We start from the raw sequence: 20847 nt of genomic DNA on the forward strand, positions 1-20847 counted from the left end.
GGTTTGTGATGAAGTTAGCCATTGTTACCGCCTGCCCGAACGGCATGGTCACCAGTGTGCTGTGCGCTCGCTTGTTGGACGCCGCCGCGCAGCGTCAGGGCTGGAGCACCAGCGTTGAAGTGGTGGATGTGCAGCGCCCGGAACGCCAGTTGTCCCAAGCCACGATCGACGACGCCGAATGGGTGTTGCTGGTCAGCAGCACCCCGGTGGATATGCAGCGGTTTGTCGGCAAGCGTGTGTTCCAGAGCACACCGGCCCAGGCCCTGGCAGATGTCGACGCCGTATTGCGGCGCGGCGCCGAAGAGGCGCAGGTGCATGTCGCCACCGAACACGCGGCCAAAAAAGCGCCGCGTATTGTTGCGATCACCGCTTGCCCGACGGGCGTCGCCCACACCTTCATGGCGGCCGAGGCCTTGCAGCAGACCGCCAAGCGTCTGGGCTACGACTTGCAGGTCGAGACCCAAGGCTCGGTCGGTGCCCGTACACCCTTGAGCTCGCAGGCCATCGCTGATGCAGACGTGGTGTTGCTGGCCGCCGATATTGAAGTCGCCACCGAGCGCTTCGCCGGCAAGAAGATCTACCGTTGCGGCACCGGCATTGCCCTCAAGCAATCCGAAGCCACCCTTAACAAAGCCCTTGCTGAAGGCGCGGTGGAAAGCGCGGCCAGCGGTACCGTGGCCAAGAAGGAAAAAACCGGCGTCTACAAACACCTGCTCACCGGGGTGTCGTTCATGTTGCCGATGGTGGTGGCGGGTGGATTGTTGACCGCCTTGTCATTCATGTTCGGCATCACGGCGTTTGAAGAGCAAGGCACCCTCGCCGCCGCGTTGAAAACGGTGGGTAACCAGGCCTTCATGTTGATGGTGCCGCTGCTGGCAGGCTATATCGCCTACTCCATTGCCGACCGTCCCGCCCTGGCCCCCGGCATGATTGGCGGGCTGCTGGCGACGACCCTGGGTGCAGGCTTCATCGGCGGGATATTCGCCGGTTTCCTCGCCGGCTACTGCGTCAAGTTGATCAGCCGTGCGGTGCAACTGCCGCAGAGCCTGGATGCGCTCAAACCGATCCTGATCATCCCGTTGCTGGCGAGCCTGTTCACCGGCCTTGCGATGATCTATCTGGTCGGGCCGCCGGTGGCGCGGATGCTGGTGGGCCTGACGGGATTCCTCAACACCATGGGCACCGCCAACGCCGTGCTGCTGGGTGTCCTGTTGGGCGGCATGATGTGCGTCGACCTTGGCGGGCCGATCAACAAGGCCGCCTACGCGTTCTCGGTCGGCATGCTCGCCGAGCACAGTGGCGCGCCGATAGCCGCGGTGATGGCCGCGGGCATGGTGCCGCCCATCGGCATGGGCATCGCCACATTCCTGGCGCGCCGCAAGTTCGCCCAGACGGAGCGGGAAGCTGGCAAGGCGGCGATCATTCTCGGGATGGTGTTCATTTCCGAAGGTGCGATTCCCTTTGCGGCCAAAGATCCGCTGCGCGTGATCCCGGCCAGCATCGCCGGTGGCGCGTTGGCCGGTGCCTTGTCGATGTACTTTGGTTGCAAACTGGCAGCGCCCCACGGCGGGCTGGCGGTGCTGGTGATCCCGAATGCGATGAACCATGCGTTGCTGTATTTGCTGGCAATCGTTGCCGGTAGCCTGCTGACGGGGTTGGTGTACGCGCTGATCAAACGCCCCGAAGCGCAAGAGCTGGCCGTCGCCCCTGCCTGACCCTGTAGGAGCCGGCAAGCCGGCTCCTACAGGGGGGTGTCATCTGGCTTTCATCCCGACGTGGTTAAGTTTCCCTTTTGATACTCAAGAGGGCACCTGCATGAGCCACTTCGATCTCGGCCGCCGCCGCGTGATGCAAGCCGTCGGCGCCGGCCTGTTGTTGCCGGGCCTGGCCCCGGCAGTGATCGCGTCAGTCAAGGACCGGCCGCAACTCACCGACGGCGTGCAGTCCGGCGACCTGCTCGGCGATCGCGCCATGATCTGGAGCCGCAGCGACCGCCCAGCCCGCATGGTGGTGGAGTGGGACACCCGCAGCGTCTTCAGCAACCCGCGCCGGTTCATCTCGCCCCTGGCCGACAATCGCACCGACTTCACCGCCCGCGTCGAACTCACCGGACTGCCCGCCGACCAGGCGATTTTCTATCGCGTGCACTTCGAGGATGCCCAGACCGGCGTCGCCAGTGAACCCTGGTTCGGCCACCTGCGCAGCGTGCCGCAACAGCGCCGCGACATCCGTTTTGTGTGGAGCGGCGACACCGTTGGCCAGGGCTTCGGCATCAACCCGGACATCGGCGGCATGCGCATCTACGAAGCCATGCGCCTGCGCCTGCCGGACTTCTTTATCCACAGCGGCGACACCATCTACGCCGACGGCCCGGTGCCGGCGCAACTGACCACCGAAGGCGGGCGCATCTGGCGCAATATCACCACCGAAGCCAAGAGCAAAGTCGCCGAGACCCTGGATGAGTATCGCGGCAATTACCGCTACAACCTGATGGATGAAAACGTGCGTCGCTTCAACGCCGAGGTGCCGCAGATCTGGCAATGGGACGACCACGAAGTGGTGAACAACTGGTCGCCGAGCAAGCAACTGGACGAGCGTTACCAGACAAAGGACATCAACACCTTGGTGGGCCGTGCGCGCCAGGCTTGGCTGGAGTACTCCCCCATGCGCCGGCAAAGCGCCGATGGCGGCGGGCGGATTTATCGCAAGCTCAGCTACGGTCCACTGCTGGATGTGTTCGTGCTGGACATGCGCAGCTATCGCGGACCGAACGATGACAACCTGGGCGGTGAAAAACCCTTCCTTGGCCGCGAGCAGTTGGATTGGCTCAAGCGTGAACTCAAGGCGTCTCAGGCGCAGTGGAAGGTGATCGCCGCCGACATGCCCATCGGCCTCGGCGTGCCCGACGGTGAGGTCAGCCCCGGTGTGGCGCGTTGGGAAGCCATCGCCAACAACGATCCGGGTGCGCCGCAAGGGCGCGAGCTGGAAATTGCAGAGTTGCTGGGCTTTTTAAGGGCGCAAAAAGTACGCAACCATGTGTGGCTGACGGCCGACGTGCATTACTGCGCAGCGCACCACTATCACCCGGATCGGGCAGCGTTCCAGGATTTCGAGCCGTTCTGGGAGTTTGTCGCCGGGCCGTTGAATGCGGGGAGTTTCGGGCCCAACCCGCTGGATAAAACCTTTGGCCCCGAAGTGGTATTCGAGAAGGCTCCGCCGGCACAGAACACCTCGCCGTTCGCGGGTTTTCAGTTTTTTGGCGAAGTGCAGATCGATGCGCAGACAGCGGAGTTGACGGTCATTCTGCGCGACCTGGATGGCGTCTCGGTATTCGAACAAAAGCTACAACCCGCCTAAACCCCGCCCCCTGTAGGCGCCGGCTTGCCGGCGATGGCGCCCTTGAGAGGTATGCAGGGCTCAGGGGCCTCATCGCCGGCAAGCCGGCTCCTACAGTAGAGGGGGGAGGTCAGTAGACGTCGCGGCGATAACGCCCTTGCTCGATCAGCCGATCCACCGCCTCTCTGCCGAGTATGTCCACCAGCGCCTGGTCCACCCCAGCCGCCATGCCTTGCAAACTCCCGCACACATAAATCGCCGCGCCTTCCGACAGCCACTTGCGCAGTACATCCGCCGATTCACGCAGGCGATCCTGCACGTAGATTTTCTCTTCCTGATCGCGGGAAAACGCCAGGTCCAGCAACGCCAGGTCACCACTGGTCAGCCAGCCTTGCAGCTCGTCCTGGCACAGGAAGTCGTGCTGGATATTACGTTCGCCGAACAGCAACCAGTTGCGCTGCTGGCCATCGGCAATACGTGCCTTGAGCAAACTGCGCAGGCCGGCCAGGCCGGTGCCGTTGCCCAGCAGGATCAGAGGCACGGGGGCCTCCGGCAGGTGGAAACCACTGTTGCGGCGCAGGCGCAGGCTGATGCTTGAACCGACGGTGGCGTGCTCGGTGAGCCAGCCGCTCGCCAGCCCCAGGCTGCCATCGGGGTGGCGCTCCTGGCGCACGATCAACTCCAGCACGCCGTCGCTGGCAATCGAGGCGATGGAGTATTCGCGCATGCCCAAAGGCACCAGCGCGTTGACCAGTGCCTGTGCGTGCAGGCCGACCAGATGCGCGCGGTTGTCCGGCAGTTGGCGGGTAGCCAGGGCCTGGTTGAGGGATTGCGCGAGGCCTTCGATCAATACGCCGTCACTGCCGGCCAGGCCCAGGCCTTCGAGGAAATGTTCGATGGCCCAGGGGCAATTGCGTGGCAACACTTCCACCAGGTCGCCGGCTTGCCAGCGTTGGGGCGACGGCGAGGTGAGGCCAAGCAAATAGACATCCGAGCCGGCGCTGTCGCGGTTGAGCAGGGTGCGCTGGCTGAGTGTCCAGTTTTCATACTGGGCGGTTGGCCAGGCGCTGACCGCCGCTTGGCCGGTGAGTTGGCCAAGCTGTTGTTGCCAGTGCAGCAGGGCGCTGGTGTCGCCGCTGTCGACTTCCACCGGGGCGAACAATGCATTGCCACCCTGGTGGGTGAGCCAGAAATGCAGGCGCCGCGCGAAGCCGCAGAAGTGTTCGTATTGACGATCACCCAGGGCCAGCACCGAATAGTTCAGGCCCTTGAGGGACAGGTCCTGGCCGAGCACGCTGCGCTCGAACCCTCGGGCGCTGTCGGGGGCTTCGCCGTCGCCGAAGGTGCTGACCACGAACAGCGCGTTTTCCGACTGGCGCAGGTCATCCTGGCTGACGCTGCCCAGGGGTTGCACCTTCACCGGCAGGCCAGCCGCCTGCAATTGCCCAGCCGTTTGCCAGGCAAGCTGCTCGGCAAATCCGCTCTGGCTGGCAAAGCCGATCAGCCACGCTGGCGCATCGCTGTGGTTGGCCGCGAGGCCTTTGCGCGCATCACGCACCTGGCGCTTTTTGCGCCGCCGATCCAGGTACAGCAACCAGCCGGTGATAAAGAACAGCGGCATCAACACCGAGCTGAGCGTGAGGATAATCCGCCCCACCAGGCCGAAATAACTGCCGGTGTGCAGTGCGTAGACGCTGGTCAGCAGTTTGGAACCAAGGCTCTTGTTCGCATACTGGTCGTGGGATTTGACCTCTCCGGTGGCCGGGTCCAGGTTGATCTGGTTGAGTGCGCGGTCATGGGGCGAGTTTTCCAGCAGGTAGTAGACGGTTGCCGGTTGCCCCGCGACGGCGGGCATGCGGATGTTGTAGGCGTTCAAGCCGGGGCCGGCGTTGCTGTAGATACTGCTCCAGATCGCGTCGTAGTTGGCCACGGGCGCCGCACCCTCGGGTGCCGGGCCGCGCTTGCGCACCCGTTCGTTGTGCGGGGCGTCGGACAGCAGTTTGGTCAGGCCCTGGCTGTACCAGTCGTAGGACCAATACAAACCGGTCAGCGCCGACAACAGGTAGGCCAGCAGGCACCAGGTGCCGACTACCGAGTGCAGGTCCCAGTTGAAGGCACGGCCTTTCTTGCGCCAGTCCAGCGTCAGCCAGGCCCGCCAGCTCGCCACTTGGCGCGGCCAGCGCAGGTACAGGCCGGAGAGGCAGAAGAACACCAGGATCAGCGTGCAGGCACCGGTGATGTTGCGCCCGGTATCGCCCATCACCAGGAAACGGTGAAATTGCAGCAGGAAACCGAAGACGTCCTCGCCAACCACGTCGCCCATGTAGTCGCCGGTGTAGGGATCGAAATAGCGCAACTGGCCACGGCGCTCGCCGGGCGGCGGGGTGAAGAACACGCGTGCAGCGTTGCCGCTTTCGCTCTCGACGAACAGCATGGCCACGGTCTGGCCTTCGGTGGCCTCCAGCTTGCGCACCAGCTCGGCGGGCGGCAGTACGCCGGCGTCGCGTTTTTGCACGGTCAATACGCTCGGGTTGAGCGCGCGCAGTATTTCATCCTGAAACGAGACCGCAGCCCCGGTGATCCCCATCAAGGCCAGCACCAGCCCGGCGGTAATGCCGAAGAACCAGTGCAACTGGAACAGGGTTTTCTTCAACACGTCTGACCGCCTCGTCTATCTGGATATGTAGGGCACGGCGCGCATTATGCCGTGGCTTTTCGAGAAACTTTCTGTTTTACACGCAAAAGCCCCACGCATCCGATGCGTGGGGCTATTTGCTGCGTGGCGTTGCTGTTTAGAAGTGGAAATTGGTGGAGAACAGGGCTGTCCGACCGGCCGCCTGGTTGGCGAAATGGGTCGAGAAGGCCTTGTCGTAGTAAGTCTTGTCCGTCAGGTTTTGCACGTTCAATTGCAGGTCGACGTTCTTGGTCAGTTTGTAGCTGGCCATGGCGTCGTAGCGGGTGTAGGACGGTACATAAACAGTGTTGCCGGCATCGCCGTAGACCTGGTCCACATAGAACGCGCCGCCACCGATCGTGAGCTTGGCGGTGACGTCGTAAGTGGTCCACAGGCTGAAGGTGTTCTTCGGCGTGTTGGGCATTTGATTGCCTTTGTTCGAACCCGAGCTGACCACGCCGTTGCGACCGTTCAGGCCGGATTTGACCAGTTCGCTGTCAAGGTAGCTGTAGCCCGCGAACACTTGCCATTGGTCGGTGATCTTGCCGCTGGCGGACAATTCCAGGCCGTCGATCTGGGACTCACCTGCGTTCTGATAGGTCAGCGCATCGACGAGGATGCGCGTGTTTTTCTTCTCGGTACGGAACACCGCGGCGGTCAGGGACAGGCGATCGTGGAACAGGCCCCATTTGGTGCCCAGCTCGTAGTTGACGGTTTCTTCCGGCTGCAGGTCGCTGGTGGCGGCACCGGCTGACAATGGGTTGCCGTCCGACCCTTCACCGACCAGGCCGCCGGCAGGCGTTGCCGAGGTGGCGTAGGACGCGTAGACGCTGGCGTTTTCCACAGGCTTCCAGACCAGGCCGGCCTGCCAGTTGAAGAATTGGCTGTCTTCTTTGATTTTGCTGCGGCCGGTCGCGGAATCGGTGTTGGCAACGGTGTCAAAGGTGTCATAGCGCAGGCCGACGTTCAGCAGCCATTTCGGGTCCAGCTCAATGGTGTCGAATACATAGGCGCCACGGCTGGTGGCCTTGGTGGCGGTGCCGTAGTAGTTGCGTGCGATGCTGCCGGTCCAGGCGTCATCCGGGTTCGGGTTGCTCAGGGAGGTGCACTGGCCGCCCAGGCTGCCTTTGGCCACGGTGCAGATCGGGTTGGCGTTGGGGCTGATGGTGTAGCTGCTCACGCGGGTTTCTTCGCCGGTGAACTCCAGGCCGGTGGAATAGCTGTGCTTGAAGCCCAACGCCTGGAAGCTGCCGAACAAGTCCGTCTGGTTGGTGGTGGTCGTTGTGGTCGAGACCCGGCTGTTGGCGCGGCGCCACACGGTGCCGAACCGGTTGACGTTGAGTTTGCTGTCATCCGGTTGCGTCAGGATGTAGTCCTGGCCAGTGCTGCCGTGACGCAGGGTGTTTTTCAGCGTCATGGTGTCGTTCAGGTCGTGCTCGATGGAGAACGTGCTGATATCGGCGCGGGTCTTGCGGAAGTCACGGTCCTTGAGGCCGTAGAAGTTGTTGCTGTCGCCGCCGTCGTTGGGTTTGTCATGCACGTGGGCAGTCGCGGTCGACGAGCCGTAGCCGTACGGAATCCCCGAATCCGGCAGGTCATTGCTTTCCAGGTGGTAGTAGCTGAGGTTGACGCGGGTGGGGGTGCCCAGGCCAAAGGTCAGCGACGGTGCCACGCCCCAGCGGTCGTAATTGATCGCGTCGCGACCGGCCACGTTCTGTTCGTGGCTCATCAGGTTCAGGCGGAACGCGGCGCTGTCGTCGAGGAACTGGCGGTTCACGTCGAGCACGTAGCGGCGGGTCTGGTCGGAACCGTAGGTGAAGCCGCCATTGGTGAAGTCCCGTGCTTGTGGGGTCTTGCTCACCAGGTTGAGGCTGCCACCGGCCGAGCCGCGACCGCCGAACGAAGAGTTCGGGCCCTTGCTCACTTCAATCGACTCGATGTCGAAAATCTCGCGGCTCTGACCGCCGGTGTCGCGCACGCCGTCCAGGTAGGTGTCGCCTTGGGCGTCAAAACCACGGATGAACGGGCGATCGCCCTGGGGGTTGCCACCTTCGCCGGCGCCGAACGTAATGCCCGGGACGGTACGCAAGGCATCCTGCAGCGAAGTGGCGGCGGTGTCCTTGAGCACTTGTTGCGGCACCACGGTGACCGAGCGCGGTGTGTCGACCAGCGGCGCGGTGTATTTCTGCGACGAAGCTTTTTCGACCTGGTAGGAGGTGTTGTCCTGCTCTTCCCCGGTGATGCTGGTGGCGCCCAGGGAGATGCTGTTGCGCTGGCCTTTTTGTTCAGTGTCTTCGGCCGCTTGCGCCAGGTGGGCGACAGAGCTGGCGCTGAGGGCCACGCCGATGGCCGAGGCCAACATGCGAGGTGAACTGGCAGGTATTTTTGTAATGGTGCGCGACATGACGTGTCCTTTCCCCAAGGATGTGAGGCCGCGGAATATAGGGCGAACAAGACTTTCTATCAATTGCGATACATTGCTAATTGCATCGAATTTACATTCTTTACACTTTTTGCTTACGGTTTTTACGAACTCGTTCGTCTGCCACGTTTTACAGGGCGGATAAGAATCAATACCATTGACGCCTCTCCGAATTCAGGTGTTGCCCCATGCTGCTGCACATTCCCGGCCTGTTCTCTCGTGAGGAGGTGCAGCGCATTCGCCAGGCTTTGGAAAACACCGACTGGGCCGACGGCAAAATCACCGCCGGGCACCAGTCCGCCAAGGCCAAGCACAACCTGCAATTGCCCGAGGGCCACCCGCTGGCCAAGGAAATCGGCGCGGCGATGCTCGAACGGTTGTGGAAAAACCCGCTGTTTATGTCAGCGGCGTTACCGCATAAAGTCTTCCCGCCATTGCTCAATTGCTACACGGCCGGTGGCAGCTTCGACTTCCACATCGACAATGCCGTGCGCCAGGCGCGTGGCAGCCATGAGCGGGTGCGCACCGACCTGTCGTCCACTTTGTTCTTCAGTGATCCGGACGAATACGACGGCGGCGAACTGGAGATCCAGGACACCTTCGGCCTGCAGCGCGTGAAGTTGCCAGCCGGCGACATGGTGCTGTACCCCGGCTCCAGCCTGCATAAAGTCAATGCTGTCACCCGTGGCGCACGCTATGCCTCGTTCTTCTGGACCCAGAGCCTGGTGCGCGAAGACAGCCAGCGCACCCTGCTGTTCGAAATGGACGGCGCGATCCAGCAACTGAGCGCCGACGTGCCCGACCACCCCGCGCTGATCCAGCTCACCGGCACCTACCACAACCTGTTGCGCCGCTGGGTCGAGGTCTGACGTGGGTTTTTTGTTACGTCGTGAAGAAGTACTCAACGTCGAACAACTCCAATCCATGCTCGACGACTCCCCGGTGCGTGCAGCCCAGGCCATCCTGATCGCGGCCAAGGCAGGCGTGGTGGATGCCCAGGCGCTGCTCGGCCAAATCCTGCTGGAAGGGCGTGGCATTGAGCGCGATGAAGCCTTGGCGCTGCGCTGGTTCCAGATTGCGGCGCAGGGCGGTCACCTGATGGCGCGCAATATGACTGGGCGCTGTTTGGAACATGGCTGGGGGTGTGCGGCGGATGAAGCGGCAGCGGCGCGCAATTACCGTTTGGCCGCCGAGGCAGGGTTGGATTGGGCGCAATACAACTACGCCAATCTGCTGGCGACCGGGCGTGGTATTGCCCAAGACCAGCAACTAGCGCTGAGCCTATATCGCCAGGCAGCGGAACAAGGCCATGCCAAGTCGATGAACCTGTTGGGCCGTTATCTGGAAGACGGACAATGCTGCCCAAGGGATTTGGATGCCGCCGTGGATTGGTATCGACGCTCCGCCGAAGCCGGGGATTTTCGCGGGCAGTTCAGCTATGCGGCGGTGTTGGCTGACAGAGGTCAAATCGAAGCGGCGCTGGAGTGGTTGCGAGAGGCGTTGGCGGGCGGGAATTTGAAGTTTCTGCGCACGGCGCAGAAGGCGTTGGAGGCGGCAGACAATGCGCAAATCCGCGCGATGGCCGAACTATACAAAGGTCGCGCTATGCACCTAAACCCGTAGGAGCCGGCTTGCCGGCTCCTACAAAGATTGATCGTTCCCGGGCGGGATGATCAGACGTAGAACGATTTCAGTGGCGGAAAGCCATTGAACTCTACCGCGCTGTAGCTGGTGGTGTAGGCACCGGTCGACAACCAGTACAAGCGGTCACCAATCGCCAGGTTCAGCGGCAGGCCGTACTTGTAGTTCTCGTACATGATGTCGGCGCTGTCGCAGGTCGGGCCGGCGATGACCACTTCTTCCATCTCGCCTTTCTTCTCGGTCCAGATCGGGAACTTGATGGCTTCGTCCATGGTTTCGATCAGGCCGGAGAACTTGCCCACATCCGTGTACACCCAACGCTCGACGGCGGTACGGGATTTACGCGCCACCAGCACCACTTCGCTGACCAGGATACCGGCGTTGGCAATCAACGAACGGCCCGGCTCCAGGATGATTTCCGGCAGGTCGTCGCCGAAATCTTCCTTGAGGAAGCGGATGATTTCTTCAGCGTAGGTTTCCAGGCTGTTGGTGCGGGTGATGTAGTTGGCCGGGAAGCCGCCACCCATGTTGATCAGCTTGAGGTGAATGCCGTCTTCTTCCTTCAGGCGCTCGAAGATCACTTTGACCTTGGCGATCGCCGCGTCCCACACGCTGATGTCGCGCTGCTGCGAGCCCACGTGGAACGAGATGCCGTACGGCACCAGGCCCAGGTCACGGGCGAGGATCAGCAGGTCCATGGCCATGTCGGTCTGGCAGCCGAATTTGCGCGACAAAGGCCAGTCAGCCGTGGTCGAGCCTTCGGTGAGGATACGCACATACACTTTCGAACCCGGCGCGGCCTTGGCGATGTTGCGCAAGTCGGCTTCGGAGTCGGTGGAGAACAGGCGCACGCCCTTCTCGTAGAAGTAGCGGATGTCCTTGGATTTCTTGATGGTGTTACCGTAGCTGATACGGTCGGCGCTGACGCCACGGTCCATGACCTTGTCCAGCTCGTAGATCGAGGCGATGTCGAAGCTCGACCCCTTGTCTTTCAACAGGTCGATGATCTCGACAGCTGGGTTGGCCTTGACTGCGTAATAGACCTTGGCGAATTCGAAACCGGCGCGCAGGTCATCGTAGGCCTGGCTGATCATCGCGGTGTCGATCACCACGAACGGGGTTTCTTGCTTGTCGGCGAACGCCTTCATTTTGTCAAAAGTGGCGCGCGCGAAATAATCTTCGACGTTGATCGACATGCTGGGAACTCCTAAGGGCAAACTAATTTGATCAATGGGTGCGAGGGTGTGTCATCAATGAATTCGCGAGTGCGTTGCGCCTGAGCGCGTGCCAGGCAAGGCGCAGGCCGCAGCTAATGGCTATTCCCTTCGCAAGGCCTGCAACGCAGCATGGCGCGCGCTCAGGCACAACCCGAAGGGCCGGGCCTGCTTTTGCGCAGGGCTGCGTTACTCGGACCTCATTTGGAACAACCAAACTTCGGTCCTCATGCCTTGCCCTGCGCAAAAGCAGGCGCCGGCGCACTCGTGAATTCATTGATGACACACCCTCCTGAACGTCCTCCGTATCCCCACTTTGGTTCGCCTACTTCCCAAGGCATGTCGCCGAAAGCAAAAAGGCCATGGGAATAACCGCTTCCCTTGGCCTTGCTGTCTCGTCGTCAGTACTTGAGCCGGATGGATCGTTTCCAGCATGGACGTTCGGCGCGAACTTTAGGACGTGAGGGGCCATAGATCAACTAAAAATGTCGCGTTTTTGCACGCGTTCGTCGCGGAGCCACGTGCAGCTACTTATGTAACCGACAGGTGTGACGGAATGATGTTCCCCGGATGGGGCAATTTGAGGTGTTTCAGGCACTGTGAAGATCCAATGTGGGAGCGGGCTTGCTCGCGAATGCGGTGTATCAGCCAATGCATCCGTTGGCTGACACTCCGCCTTCGCGAGCAAGCCCGCTCCCACATGTTGAACGCGGCGCGTCAGGTCATGCGAGCGCCGTCTCGGCAGGGGAGACGATGCTGGTCTTGCCCCCACGCGACTTACCAGAGCTCAGGTACTCGGCAATCGACTCCTGGGTCACTTCCCCGAGGAACACCCGCTCCGCATCCATCACCGGCAACCACGAGCGGTTGAACTCGTACATGCGCGACAGCAGGATGCGCAAATGCTCGTCGTACGCCGCCGTGGCGTTGAACTGGCGCAGATACTGGCCGCAGGTGCCGGTCTGACGGTGCAGGTCGCGACGTCGTACATACCCCAGCGCCTTGTTCTCGGAACAGGTGACCACCACGTAGCGGCGGTCGGTTTCGTCCATCAGTTCCAGGGCATCGGCCACCGGGGTCTCCGGGCTCACCGACGGGGCGTTGTCTGCCGCGTCTTCGGCTTTCACCAGCAGCAGGCGCTTGAGGGTGCTGTCCTGGCCCACGAAATTGCTGACGAACTCGTCGGCCGGGTGCGCCAGCAGGGTGTCCGGATGGTCGATCTGCAGCAGCTTGCCGGCGCGGAAGATGGCGATCTTGTCACCCAGCTTGATGGCTTCGTCGATGTCGTGGCTGACCATGATCACGGTCTTGTTCAGTGCGCGTTGCATCTCGAAGAATTCGTTCTGGATCATCTCGCGGTTGATCGGGTCGACCGCGCCGAACGGTTCGTCCATCAGCAGCAACGGCGCATCGGCCGCCAGTGCACGGATCACGCCGATACGCTGTTGCTGGCCACCGGACAGCTCACGCGGGTAGCGATGCAGGTACTGCTTGGGCTCCAGCTTGATCATGCTCATCAACTCGCGGGCGCGGTCATGGCATTTCTGTTTGTCCCAGCCAAGCAGCTTGGGCACCACCACGATGTTTTCCTCGATGGTCATGTTGGGGAACAGGCCGATCTGCTGGATCACGTAGCCGATGTTGCGACGCAGGGTCACTTCATCGAGGTCGGTGGTGTCTTCGCCGTTGATCAGGATCTTGCCCGAGGTGGGCTTGATCAGGCGGTTGATCATCTTCAGCGTGGTGCTCTTGCCGCAGCCCGACGGGCCGAGGAATACGCAAATCTCGCCTTCGTTGACGGTCAGGCTTACGTCGTTCACGGCAGAGACAGTCTTGCCGTTGCTTTGAAAAGTCTTGGTCAGGTTTTGAAGTTCGATCATTTGAGCAGTCCTTTTGGAGTCAGCGAGCGTTGCAGCCATTGCAGAAGCAGGTCGGCGAAGATGGCCAGGAGACTGACCAGCACGGCGCCAACGATCAGCATCGACATGTCGCTGCGGCTGATGGAAGCCAGAATAAGTACACCCAGGCCACCGGCGCCGATGGTGGCGGCGATGGTCATCACACCAATGTTCATCACCACGGCGGTGCGCACGCCGGCGAGGATCACTGGCACGGCGATGGGCAGTTCGACCATGCGCAGGCGCTGGCCGAAGGTCATGCCGATGCCGCGTGCGGCTTCGCGAATGCCCGGCTCGACGCCAGTGAGGGCGAGGTAGGTGTTACGCATGATCGGCAGCAGGGAGTAGAGGAACACGGCGGTGATCGCCGGCATCGGCCCCAGGCCCTGGCCAAACTTGGAATAGAACGGCAGCAGCAGGCCGAACAGCGCGATGGACGGCACGGTCAGCAACACCGTGGCGCTGGCCTGCAATGGGCCGGCGAGGGTCGGGAAGCGCGTCATCAGAATGCCCAGGGGCACACCGATAAAAATCGCCAGCAGCACGGCGATGCCGACCAGGGTGATGTGCTGCCAGGTCAAGTGCAGGACTTGGGCCCAATCAAGATGGGAAAAGGCGTTCAGGAATTCCATGTCTTCTCCTCTTATTGATTGATGGGATGTTGGCGCAGGAAATCGGCGGCAACAGCGGATGGGCTTTCATGGTCGACGTCGACGCGCGCGTTCAGTTGGCGCATGGTTTCGTCGTCGAACAGTTCGGCCAGCGGTTTGAGTTCAGCCGCGAGGGTTGGATGCTGGTCGAGGTATTCCTGGCGGATCACCGGTGCGGCGGTGTAGTCCGGGAAGTAGTGCTTGTCGTCTTCCAGCAGCTTCAATTTGAAGGCGTTCAGGCGACCGTCGGTGGTGTAGACCAAACCGGCAAACACTTGGCCGTTACGCAGGGCGGTGTAGACCAGGCCGGCGTCCATCTGCCGGGTGTTTTTGCGCGTGAGGTTCATGTCATACAGCTTGACCATGCCGCCCATGCCGTCGGAACGGTTGGCGAACTCGGTGTCCAGGGCCACCAGGCGCGTACCTTTGGTTTTCTCTGCCAGGGCTTGGGTCAGGTCGCTGATGCTATTGATCTGCGGGAACTCCTTGGCCACATTCTCGGGCAGGGCCAGGGCGTAGGTGTTGCTGAAGCGCGACGGTGAGAGCCAGACCAGGCCTTTTTTCGCATCGAGTTCTTTCACCCGAGCGTAGGACTGTTCGCTGTCGAGTTTCTCGTCGACATGGTTGTAGGCCACCAGCGACACGCCGGTGTATTCCCAGATGAGATCCAGTTGCCCGCTCTCCTGGGCACTGCGTGCCAGGTTGCTGCCCAGGCCGCCGGTCACACGGGCGTCATAGCCCTTGGTACGCAGGTACTGGGACGTGATTTCGGCCAGCAGGGTCTGTTCGGTGAACACCCGGGCGCCGATGCGGATCACCGGTTTTTCGGCAGCTTGCGCAATACCTGCAAGCAGCAGGACGCAGCTCAATATCAGGGTCAGTCTTTTCATGTGATTTCCTTTGCCAAGCCTTAAGACGGACGCAACCCGCGTTCCAGCCAGAGGCGGCTGGCCATGGTCACCAGACCGTCGAGCAGCAATGCCAGCAACGCGGTGCACGCGGCGCCAAGCAGCAATTGCGGCTGGTTGTTCAGGGCGATGCCGGGGAAGATCAGGCTGCCCAGGCTGTTGGCGCCGATCAGGAAGGCCAGCGGGGCGGTCCCCACGTTGATCGCCAGGGCCACGCGCACACCGCCGATGATGATCGGCACGGCGTTGGGCAATTCCACGCGAAACAGCACCTGGCGCGGCGTCATGCCGATGCCGGTGGCGGCTTCTTTCAGTGAGCCTTGAACGTTTTTGAGGCCTTCGTAGGTGTTGCGCACAATGGGCAGCAACGAGGCGAGGAACAGCGCGAAGATGGCCGGGCCGCTGCCGATGCCAAGGACGCCGAGGGCGATGGCCAGTACGGCCAGGGGAGGGACGGTGTTGCCGATGTTGAAGATCTGCATGAAGCGTTCTGCACGCCCGACCATGTTCGGTCGGCTGAGCAGGATACCGGCGGGGATGCCCACAATCAGGGCGGCCAGCATGGAGACAAGAACGAGGATCAGATGAGCTTGCAGGTAAAACAACAAATCGTCGCGGTACAGTTCGATCGTGTTGATGCCGATCCAGTGGACCAGCAGGGCCAAGAGGGCGACGACAACCGCTCCTCCTATCAGCCCTTTGCCATAGCGAATAGCCACAGGCGGACTCCTTTTTTCTTTTGTCGGCGAACACATTTCCGAGCGGCAATGCCATTCCTGGCTGTCGGCGAATGAGTTCGCGAAAAGCAGCTCGCCGATACCGGCAACGCGGTATGCGATCGAGCCATGAGCGCAGCCTCGTCAGGCTAACTTGCTGATTTATCAGCCCCTGTTCCGAGTGCGGCAGCAGGGGAGTGGACGTCTCTACCTTTTAAAAGGTTCCACACTTGGCAGCAATTAGCCACCCCCAATCGGGTGAACGGTGGTCCGGCCCCTGGGGTTTGCGCTATACTCGCCGCCCTTTTTTGACTCACCTGCCAGGCGATTTCCCATGACCCACCAGGCCGCCGAAGTCGCGAAACGCCGCACTTTTGCCATTATTTCCCACCCCGATGCCGGTAAAACCACCATCACCGAGAAGCTCTTGCTGATGGGCAAGGCAATCGCGGTGGCCGGCACGGTGAAATCCCGCAAATCCGACCGCCATGCCACCTCCGACTGGATGGAAATGGAAAAACAACGGGGTATCTCCATTACCACGTCGGTCATGCAGTTCCCGTATCGCGACCACATGGTCAACCTGCTCGATACCCCGGGCCACGAAGACTTCTCCGAAGACACCTACCGCACCCTGACCGCGGTGGACTCGGCGCTGATGGTCCTCGACGGCGGTAAAGGCGTCGAGCCCCGCACCATCGCGCTGATGGACGTGTGCCGTCTGCGTGATACGCCGATCGTCAGCTTCATCAACAAACTCGACCGCGACATCCGCGACCCCATCGAGTTGCTGGATGAAATCGAGGCCGTCCTGAAGATCAAGGCCGCGCCGATCACCTGGCCGATCGGTTGCTATCGCGACTTCAAGGGCGTGTACCACCTGGCTGACGACTACATCATTGTCTACACCGCCGGCCACGGTCACGAACGCACCGAAACCAAGATCATCGAGAAACTCGACTCCGACGAAGCCCGCGCCCACCTGGGTGACGAGTACGACCGCTTTGTCGATCAGCTGGAACTGGTGCAGGGCGCCTGTCATGAGTTCAACCAGCAGGAGTTCCTCGACGGCCAACTGACCCCGGTGTTCTTCGGGACCGCCCTGGGCAACTTCGGTGTCGACCATGTACTCGACGCCGTTGTCGACTGGGCGCCCAAGCCTCTGGCCCGTGTTGCCAACGAGCGCACCGTGGAACCGGTCGAAGAGAAATTCACCGGCTTCGTGTTCAAGATCCAAGCGAACATGGACCCAAAACACCGCGACCGTATCGCCTTCATGCGCATCTGCTCCGGCAAATACGAAAAAGGCATGAAGATGCGCCACGTGCGTACCGGCAAGGACGTGCGCATCGGCGACGCCTTGACGTTCTTCTCCTCCGAGCGTGAACAACTCGAAGAAGCCTACGCCGGCGACATCATCGGCCTGCACAACCACGGCACCATCCAGATCGGCGACACCTTCACCGAAGGCGAAGCGTTGGGCTTTACCGGTATCCCGCACTTCGCCCCGGAACTGTTCCGCCGCGTGCGCCTGCGTGACCCGCTCAAGTCCAAGCAACTGCGCCAGGGCCTGCAGCAACTGGCGGAAGAGGGCGCCACCCAGGTGTTCTTCCCCGAGCGCAGCAACGACATCATCCTCGGCGCCGTCGGCGTGCTGCAGTTCGACGTGGTCGCCAGCCGCCTTAAAGAGGAATACAAGGTCGAATGCTCCTATGAGCCAATCACCGTGTACTCCGCGCGTTGGATCGAGTGCAGCGATAAGAAGAAGTTGGAAGAGTTCTCCAACAAAGCCGTGGAAAACCTCGCGGTGGACGGCGGCGGTCACCTGACCTACCTGGCGCCGACCCGGGTCAACCTGGCGCTGATGGAAGAGCGCTGGCCAGATGTGAAATTCCGCGCGACCCGCGAGCACCACTAAGGTCCAAGCGGTCGATAAAGGGCGAAGCTGTAATGGCTTCGCCCTTTTTCATGCTCGCCACAAGCCCAACCTGTAGGAGCCGGCAAGCCGGCTCCTACTGAATTGGCGCTAACCCCGTATCCGGTCTAGCGTTCACATATTTCACCGATTCACCGACGGAATAGGAGTTCCTGATGCGTTTAACTCGATGCGCCATTCAACTGGTGCTGCTTGGCGTCTTGGGGTTGTCTGCCTCCTGGGCGTTGGCGGGTGCAGGCACCCCCCAGTGGAAGGACACTGGACCGGTCACCAAGCGCAAACAGAACGAGGTCAACTCTGGCAGCTGGCAGCCCCAGGCCCAGCCGGCGCCGAAGGAGGATGCAGAAAACCCTTACAACGAGGGCGAAGACAGCGAAACCTACGATGATGGCGATACCTGAGGCGTAATTGGCGCAAACCCAGGATCGGAACTAGCTTAATCCACAGCGACGGTCCTACGCCGCCGCACGTGATTCACTGACTGGACGGAAATCGACCATGACTATCTTTCAACGTGTAGTGCTGTTGCTGAAAGTGTTGGTGATGTTATCCCTGGGCATCTCGTCCGCATGGGCCAGTGCGGCTGTGCAGAGCCAGGCGCCGGGCTTTGTGGCGGCGAAGACGGTGCAGGCCGGTGGTTTGCAACTGGCCAAGAGCGAGTCGGAACCCGGTGACGAAGATCAGGGCGGCTCAAAGGATGATGACGACCAGCAAGCGCCGCCAGATGACGATGACACTGAAGGTGACAGCGACACCTGATACGTCTGGGCCCCCCTGCCTGTAATGCCCGCGATCGTTCCCGCGCTCTGCGTGGGAACGCATTCTTTGACGCTCCCCATTACCTTTGATTGCTGAGCCGACCTGTCAGGTTTGACAGTAGACGGCCGGCGCTCGCCTCCTTATTTTTCAGGTGTCTTTATCCAGGGGCGGATCAATGCCTGAAACAGGAGAGCACCATGAAAAACAACGCGACGGGACGGTTTAAATGGAAAGTGGGAGCTCAGGCCTTTGAATCGACCGATCTGGGTTTTGTGGCTGATGACCAAAGCGAGGATTTCGTGGTTCAAGCCCGTTCCACTGCAAGCGATGGTGTAGATGTCGAGCTGACGCTCTATATTCCAGAACGAGACCCGCAACGTAAAAAATACACCTACGGTTCCCATGACGAGTATCAAGCCTCGGTTCATTACACTGTCGGCGGTCGACCTAATAGTTGGCAGGGCGGCTACGTGGTTCGGGAAGCGGCGGACTTTTCTTCCAGCGATCCGGGCATTTGGCGCGTTAAGCTCATTTTTGGGATTGAGGTTGCCCTGAACGGCGGTGTTATGTCGATAAAGGGCGAGGGCGACGTCAAGGGGGCTGCTCCCTGGGGTAAAACCCTGCGCAAGCGTTTTCCATCCAAGCCCAAAAGAAAACCCCTCCCGCCAGGCTGATGCGCAACCTGATGGGAAGGGCTGTAGAACACATGCAATGCCCTGGGCTTAGTCACCCAGGGCATTTTTGTTGCGGTGTCACGCCACAAATTGCTCCGCGTAATGGCAAGCCACCTGGCGGTTATCCAGCGGCCGCAACTGCGGCTCCTCGGTGCTGCACCGTGCGGTCGCATACGGGCAGCGCTTGTGGAACGCGCAGCCAGGCGGTGGGTTCAGTGGGTTGGGCAACTCGCCGACAATCTTGATCTTCGGCTTGTTCGGGTCCGGGTGGATGGTCGGGGTGGCCGACAACAGCGCCTGGGTGTACGGGTGCAGGGGACGCGCGTAGATGTCCTCCTTGGGGCCCACTTCCACCGGGCGACCGAGGTACATCACCATCACATCATCGGCAACATGCTGGACCACCGCCAGGTTGTGGGAGATGAACACGTAGGCCGTGTTGAATTCTTGCTGCAGGTCCATGAACAGGTTGAGCACCTGGGCCTGGATCGACACGTCCAGTGCGGAGGTGGGTTCATCCGCCACCAGCACTTTGGGTTGCAGCATCATGGCGCGGGCCAGGGCGATGCGCTGGCGCTGACCACCGGAGAACATGTGCGGGTAGCGCTGATAATGCTCGGGGCGCAGGCCCACTTGCTTCATCATCGCCTGCACTTTCTCACGGCGTTCGGCGGCGGACAGGTTGGTGTTGATCAACAGCGGCTCGCCCAGTTGATCACCGACTTTCTGCCGAGGGTTGAGCGAGGCGTACGGGCTCTGGAACACCATCTGCACGTCTTTGCGCAATTGCTTGCGCTGGGCCTTGTCGGCGCCGGCGACTTCCTGGCCGGCGATTTTCAAGGAGCCGGAGGACGGCTCTTCAATCAAGGTGAGCGCACGGGCCAGGGTGGATTTGCCGCAACCCGACTCGCCGACGACAGCGAGGGTCTTGCCGGCTTCCAACTCAAAGGACACGCCATTGAGGGCACGCACCGTGGCGTGGCCCTTGAACAGGCCACGGGACACTTCATAGTGACGGGTCAGGTCGCGGGCAGTAAGAACGACGGCCATTACGCCACCTCCTGGTTCAAGGGGTAGAAGCAGCGCGCGAGGCTGTTGCTTTTCGGGTCAAGGCCGGGGCGCTGGGTACGGCAGTTTTCCTGCACGTACGGGCAGCGCGGCGACAGCAGGCAACCCTGCGGACGGTCATAACGACCGGGCACGATACCCGGCAGCGTGGCCAGGCGCGTGGCGCCGAGGCTGTGCTCGGGGATCGCCTTGAGCAGGGCTTCGCTGTACGGGTGCGCCGGAATGTCGAACAGTTGCGGCACCTGGCCGACTTCCACGGCTTGGCCGGCGTACATCACACACACGCGCTGGGCGGTTTCGGCCACGACCGCGAGGTCGTGGGTGATCAGCACCAGGCCCATGTTCTGCTCTTTCTGCAGGGCCAGCAGCAGGTCCATGATCTGCGCTTGAATGGTGACGTCCAGCGCGGTGGTCGGTTCGTCGGCAATCAGCAGCTTTGGCTCGCCGGCAATCGCCATGGCGATGGCCACACGCTGGCTCATGCCGCCGGACAGTTGGTGCGGGTAGGCATCCATACGGCTGGCAGCGCCCGGGATTTCAACCTTTTCCAACAGCTCGATGGCCCGCTTGCGCGCTTGCTTGCCGGACATTTTCAGGTGCAGGCGCAGCACTTCTTCAATCTGGAAACCCACGGTGTAGCTGGGGTTCAGCGCGGTCATCGGGTCCTGGAACACCATCGCCAGGTCTTTGCCGACGATCTGGCGGCGCTGGCGGCTGCTCAACTTGAGCATGTCCTTGCCGTCGAAGTTCAGGGCATCGGCGGTGACGATGCCGGGGTGCTCGATCAGGCCCATCAGCGCCATCATGGTCACGGATTTACCCGAGCCCGACTCGCCAACGATTGCCAGTACTTCGCCTTTGTCGACGGAAATGTCGAGGCCATCGACCACCGGCACGGCGGTCTTGTCGCCGAAGCGGACATTGAGATTCTTGATTTCTAACAGTGACATG

Annotated in this window: 17 protein-coding genes; 8 read left to right on the forward strand and 9 right to left on the reverse strand. The window is 61.4% G+C overall.

All coding sequences use genetic code 11. The features are described from left to right. The first annotated feature begins 8 nt into the window (after positions 1 to 8). Both KUA23_RS04275 and KUA23_RS04280 read left to right on the forward strand, forming a co-directional pair. A complete protein-coding gene (locus KUA23_RS04275) occupies positions 9 to 1715 on the forward strand; it encodes a PTS fructose-like transporter subunit IIB (protein WP_252993495.1) in 1707 nt (568 codons plus the stop codon). Positions 1716 to 1815: 100 nt separating this feature from the next. Further along, positions 1816 to 3357: an alkaline phosphatase D family protein gene (locus KUA23_RS04280; protein WP_252993496.1), complete on the forward strand. Its 1542-nt coding sequence runs from the start codon at positions 1816 to 1818 to the stop codon at positions 3355 to 3357. Between the two features lie 109 nt (positions 3358 to 3466). On the opposite strand, the gene KUA23_RS04285 is transcribed toward KUA23_RS04280, so the two are convergent. After that, positions 3467 to 5992, reverse strand: coding sequence for a PepSY domain-containing protein (locus KUA23_RS04285; protein WP_252993497.1), 2526 nt, complete (start codon positions 5990 to 5992; stop codon positions 3467 to 3469). A gap of 136 nt (positions 5993 to 6128) precedes the next feature. Continuing rightward, positions 6129 to 8414 (reverse strand): TonB-dependent receptor, encoded by a 2286-nt coding sequence (locus KUA23_RS04290; protein WP_252993498.1) that lies wholly within the window; start codon positions 8412 to 8414, stop codon positions 6129 to 6131. Positions 8415 to 8620: 206 nt separating this feature from the next. Between KUA23_RS04290 and KUA23_RS04295 the strand changes: the two genes are divergently transcribed. Together KUA23_RS04295 and KUA23_RS04300 are read left to right on the forward strand one after the other, a co-directional pair. After that, positions 8621 to 9301, forward strand: coding sequence for a Fe2+-dependent dioxygenase (locus KUA23_RS04295; protein ID WP_078046843.1), 681 nt, complete (start codon positions 8621 to 8623; stop codon positions 9299 to 9301). 1 nt (position 9302) lies between these two features. Continuing rightward, on the forward strand, positions 9303 to 10055 hold the full coding sequence (locus tag KUA23_RS04300) for a tetratricopeptide repeat protein (protein ID WP_078046844.1): 753 nt from the start codon (positions 9303 to 9305) through the stop codon (positions 10053 to 10055). Between the two features lie 50 nt (positions 10056 to 10105). Here KUA23_RS04300 and KUA23_RS04305 read toward each other — a convergent pair whose 3' ends face one another. The 5 genes from KUA23_RS04305 to KUA23_RS04325 form a co-directional block, all read right to left on the reverse strand. Continuing rightward, complete coding sequence (locus KUA23_RS04305; protein ID WP_014716890.1) at positions 10106 to 11269, reverse strand: type III PLP-dependent enzyme; 1164 nt, start codon at positions 11267 to 11269, stop codon at positions 10106 to 10108. Between the two features lie 740 nt (positions 11270 to 12009). Continuing rightward, positions 12010 to 13167 carry an osmoprotectant ABC transporter ATP-binding protein OsmV gene (locus KUA23_RS04310; RefSeq protein ID WP_078046845.1) on the reverse strand — a complete coding sequence of 386 codons (1158 nt, stop codon included), beginning with the start codon at positions 13165 to 13167 and terminating at the stop codon, positions 12010 to 12012. Continuing rightward, positions 13164 to 13817 carry an ABC transporter permease gene (locus tag KUA23_RS04315; protein ID WP_065900622.1) on the reverse strand — a complete coding sequence of 218 codons (654 nt, stop codon included), beginning with the start codon at positions 13815 to 13817 and terminating at the stop codon, positions 13164 to 13166. The genes KUA23_RS04310 and KUA23_RS04315 overlap by 4 nt, the downstream gene beginning before the upstream one ends. An 11-nt stretch (positions 13818 to 13828) precedes the next feature. Further along, positions 13829 to 14725, reverse strand: a complete 897-nt coding sequence (locus tag KUA23_RS04320; protein ID WP_100491497.1) for a glycine betaine ABC transporter substrate-binding protein — start codon at positions 14723 to 14725, stop codon at positions 13829 to 13831. 20 nt (positions 14726 to 14745) lie between these two features. Beyond that, complete coding sequence (locus tag KUA23_RS04325; RefSeq protein ID WP_004372306.1) at positions 14746 to 15462, reverse strand: ABC transporter permease; 717 nt, start codon at positions 15460 to 15462, stop codon at positions 14746 to 14748. Between the two features lie 331 nt (positions 15463 to 15793). Between KUA23_RS04325 and KUA23_RS04330 the strand changes: the two genes are divergently transcribed. From KUA23_RS04330 to KUA23_RS04345, 4 genes are all read left to right on the forward strand, one after another. Next, positions 15794 to 17377 carry a peptide chain release factor 3 gene (locus KUA23_RS04330; protein WP_078046847.1) on the forward strand — a complete coding sequence of 528 codons (1584 nt, stop codon included), beginning with the start codon at positions 15794 to 15796 and terminating at the stop codon, positions 17375 to 17377. 173 nt (positions 17378 to 17550) lie between these two features. Continuing rightward, complete coding sequence (locus KUA23_RS04335) at positions 17551 to 17796, forward strand: hypothetical protein (protein ID WP_078046851.1); 246 nt, start codon at positions 17551 to 17553, stop codon at positions 17794 to 17796. Positions 17797 to 17893: 97 nt separating this feature from the next. After that, positions 17894 to 18154, forward strand: a complete 261-nt coding sequence (locus KUA23_RS04340; protein ID WP_078046852.1) for a hypothetical protein — start codon at positions 17894 to 17896, stop codon at positions 18152 to 18154. Positions 18155 to 18351: 197 nt separating this feature from the next. After that, positions 18352 to 18828, forward strand: a complete 477-nt coding sequence (locus KUA23_RS04345) for a hypothetical protein (protein ID WP_252993499.1) — start codon at positions 18352 to 18354, stop codon at positions 18826 to 18828. 78 nt (positions 18829 to 18906) lie between these two features. Here the strand turns inward: KUA23_RS04345 and KUA23_RS04350 are convergent, their stop codons facing one another. Together KUA23_RS04350 and KUA23_RS04355 are read right to left on the reverse strand one after the other, a co-directional pair. Next, a complete protein-coding gene (locus KUA23_RS04350; protein WP_078046854.1) occupies positions 18907 to 19878 on the reverse strand; it encodes a peptide ABC transporter ATP-binding protein in 972 nt (323 codons plus the stop codon). Beyond that, on the reverse strand, positions 19878 to 20846 hold the full coding sequence (locus tag KUA23_RS04355) for an ABC transporter ATP-binding protein (RefSeq protein WP_078046855.1): 969 nt from the start codon (positions 20844 to 20846) through the stop codon (positions 19878 to 19880). The genes KUA23_RS04350 and KUA23_RS04355 overlap by 1 nt, the downstream gene beginning before the upstream one ends. Position 20847 lies beyond the last annotated feature (1 nt).

This window comes from Pseudomonas pergaminensis (genome assembly GCF_024112395.2).
GTDB classification, from domain to species: Bacteria; Pseudomonadota; Gammaproteobacteria; order Pseudomonadales; family Pseudomonadaceae; genus Aquipseudomonas; species Aquipseudomonas pergaminensis.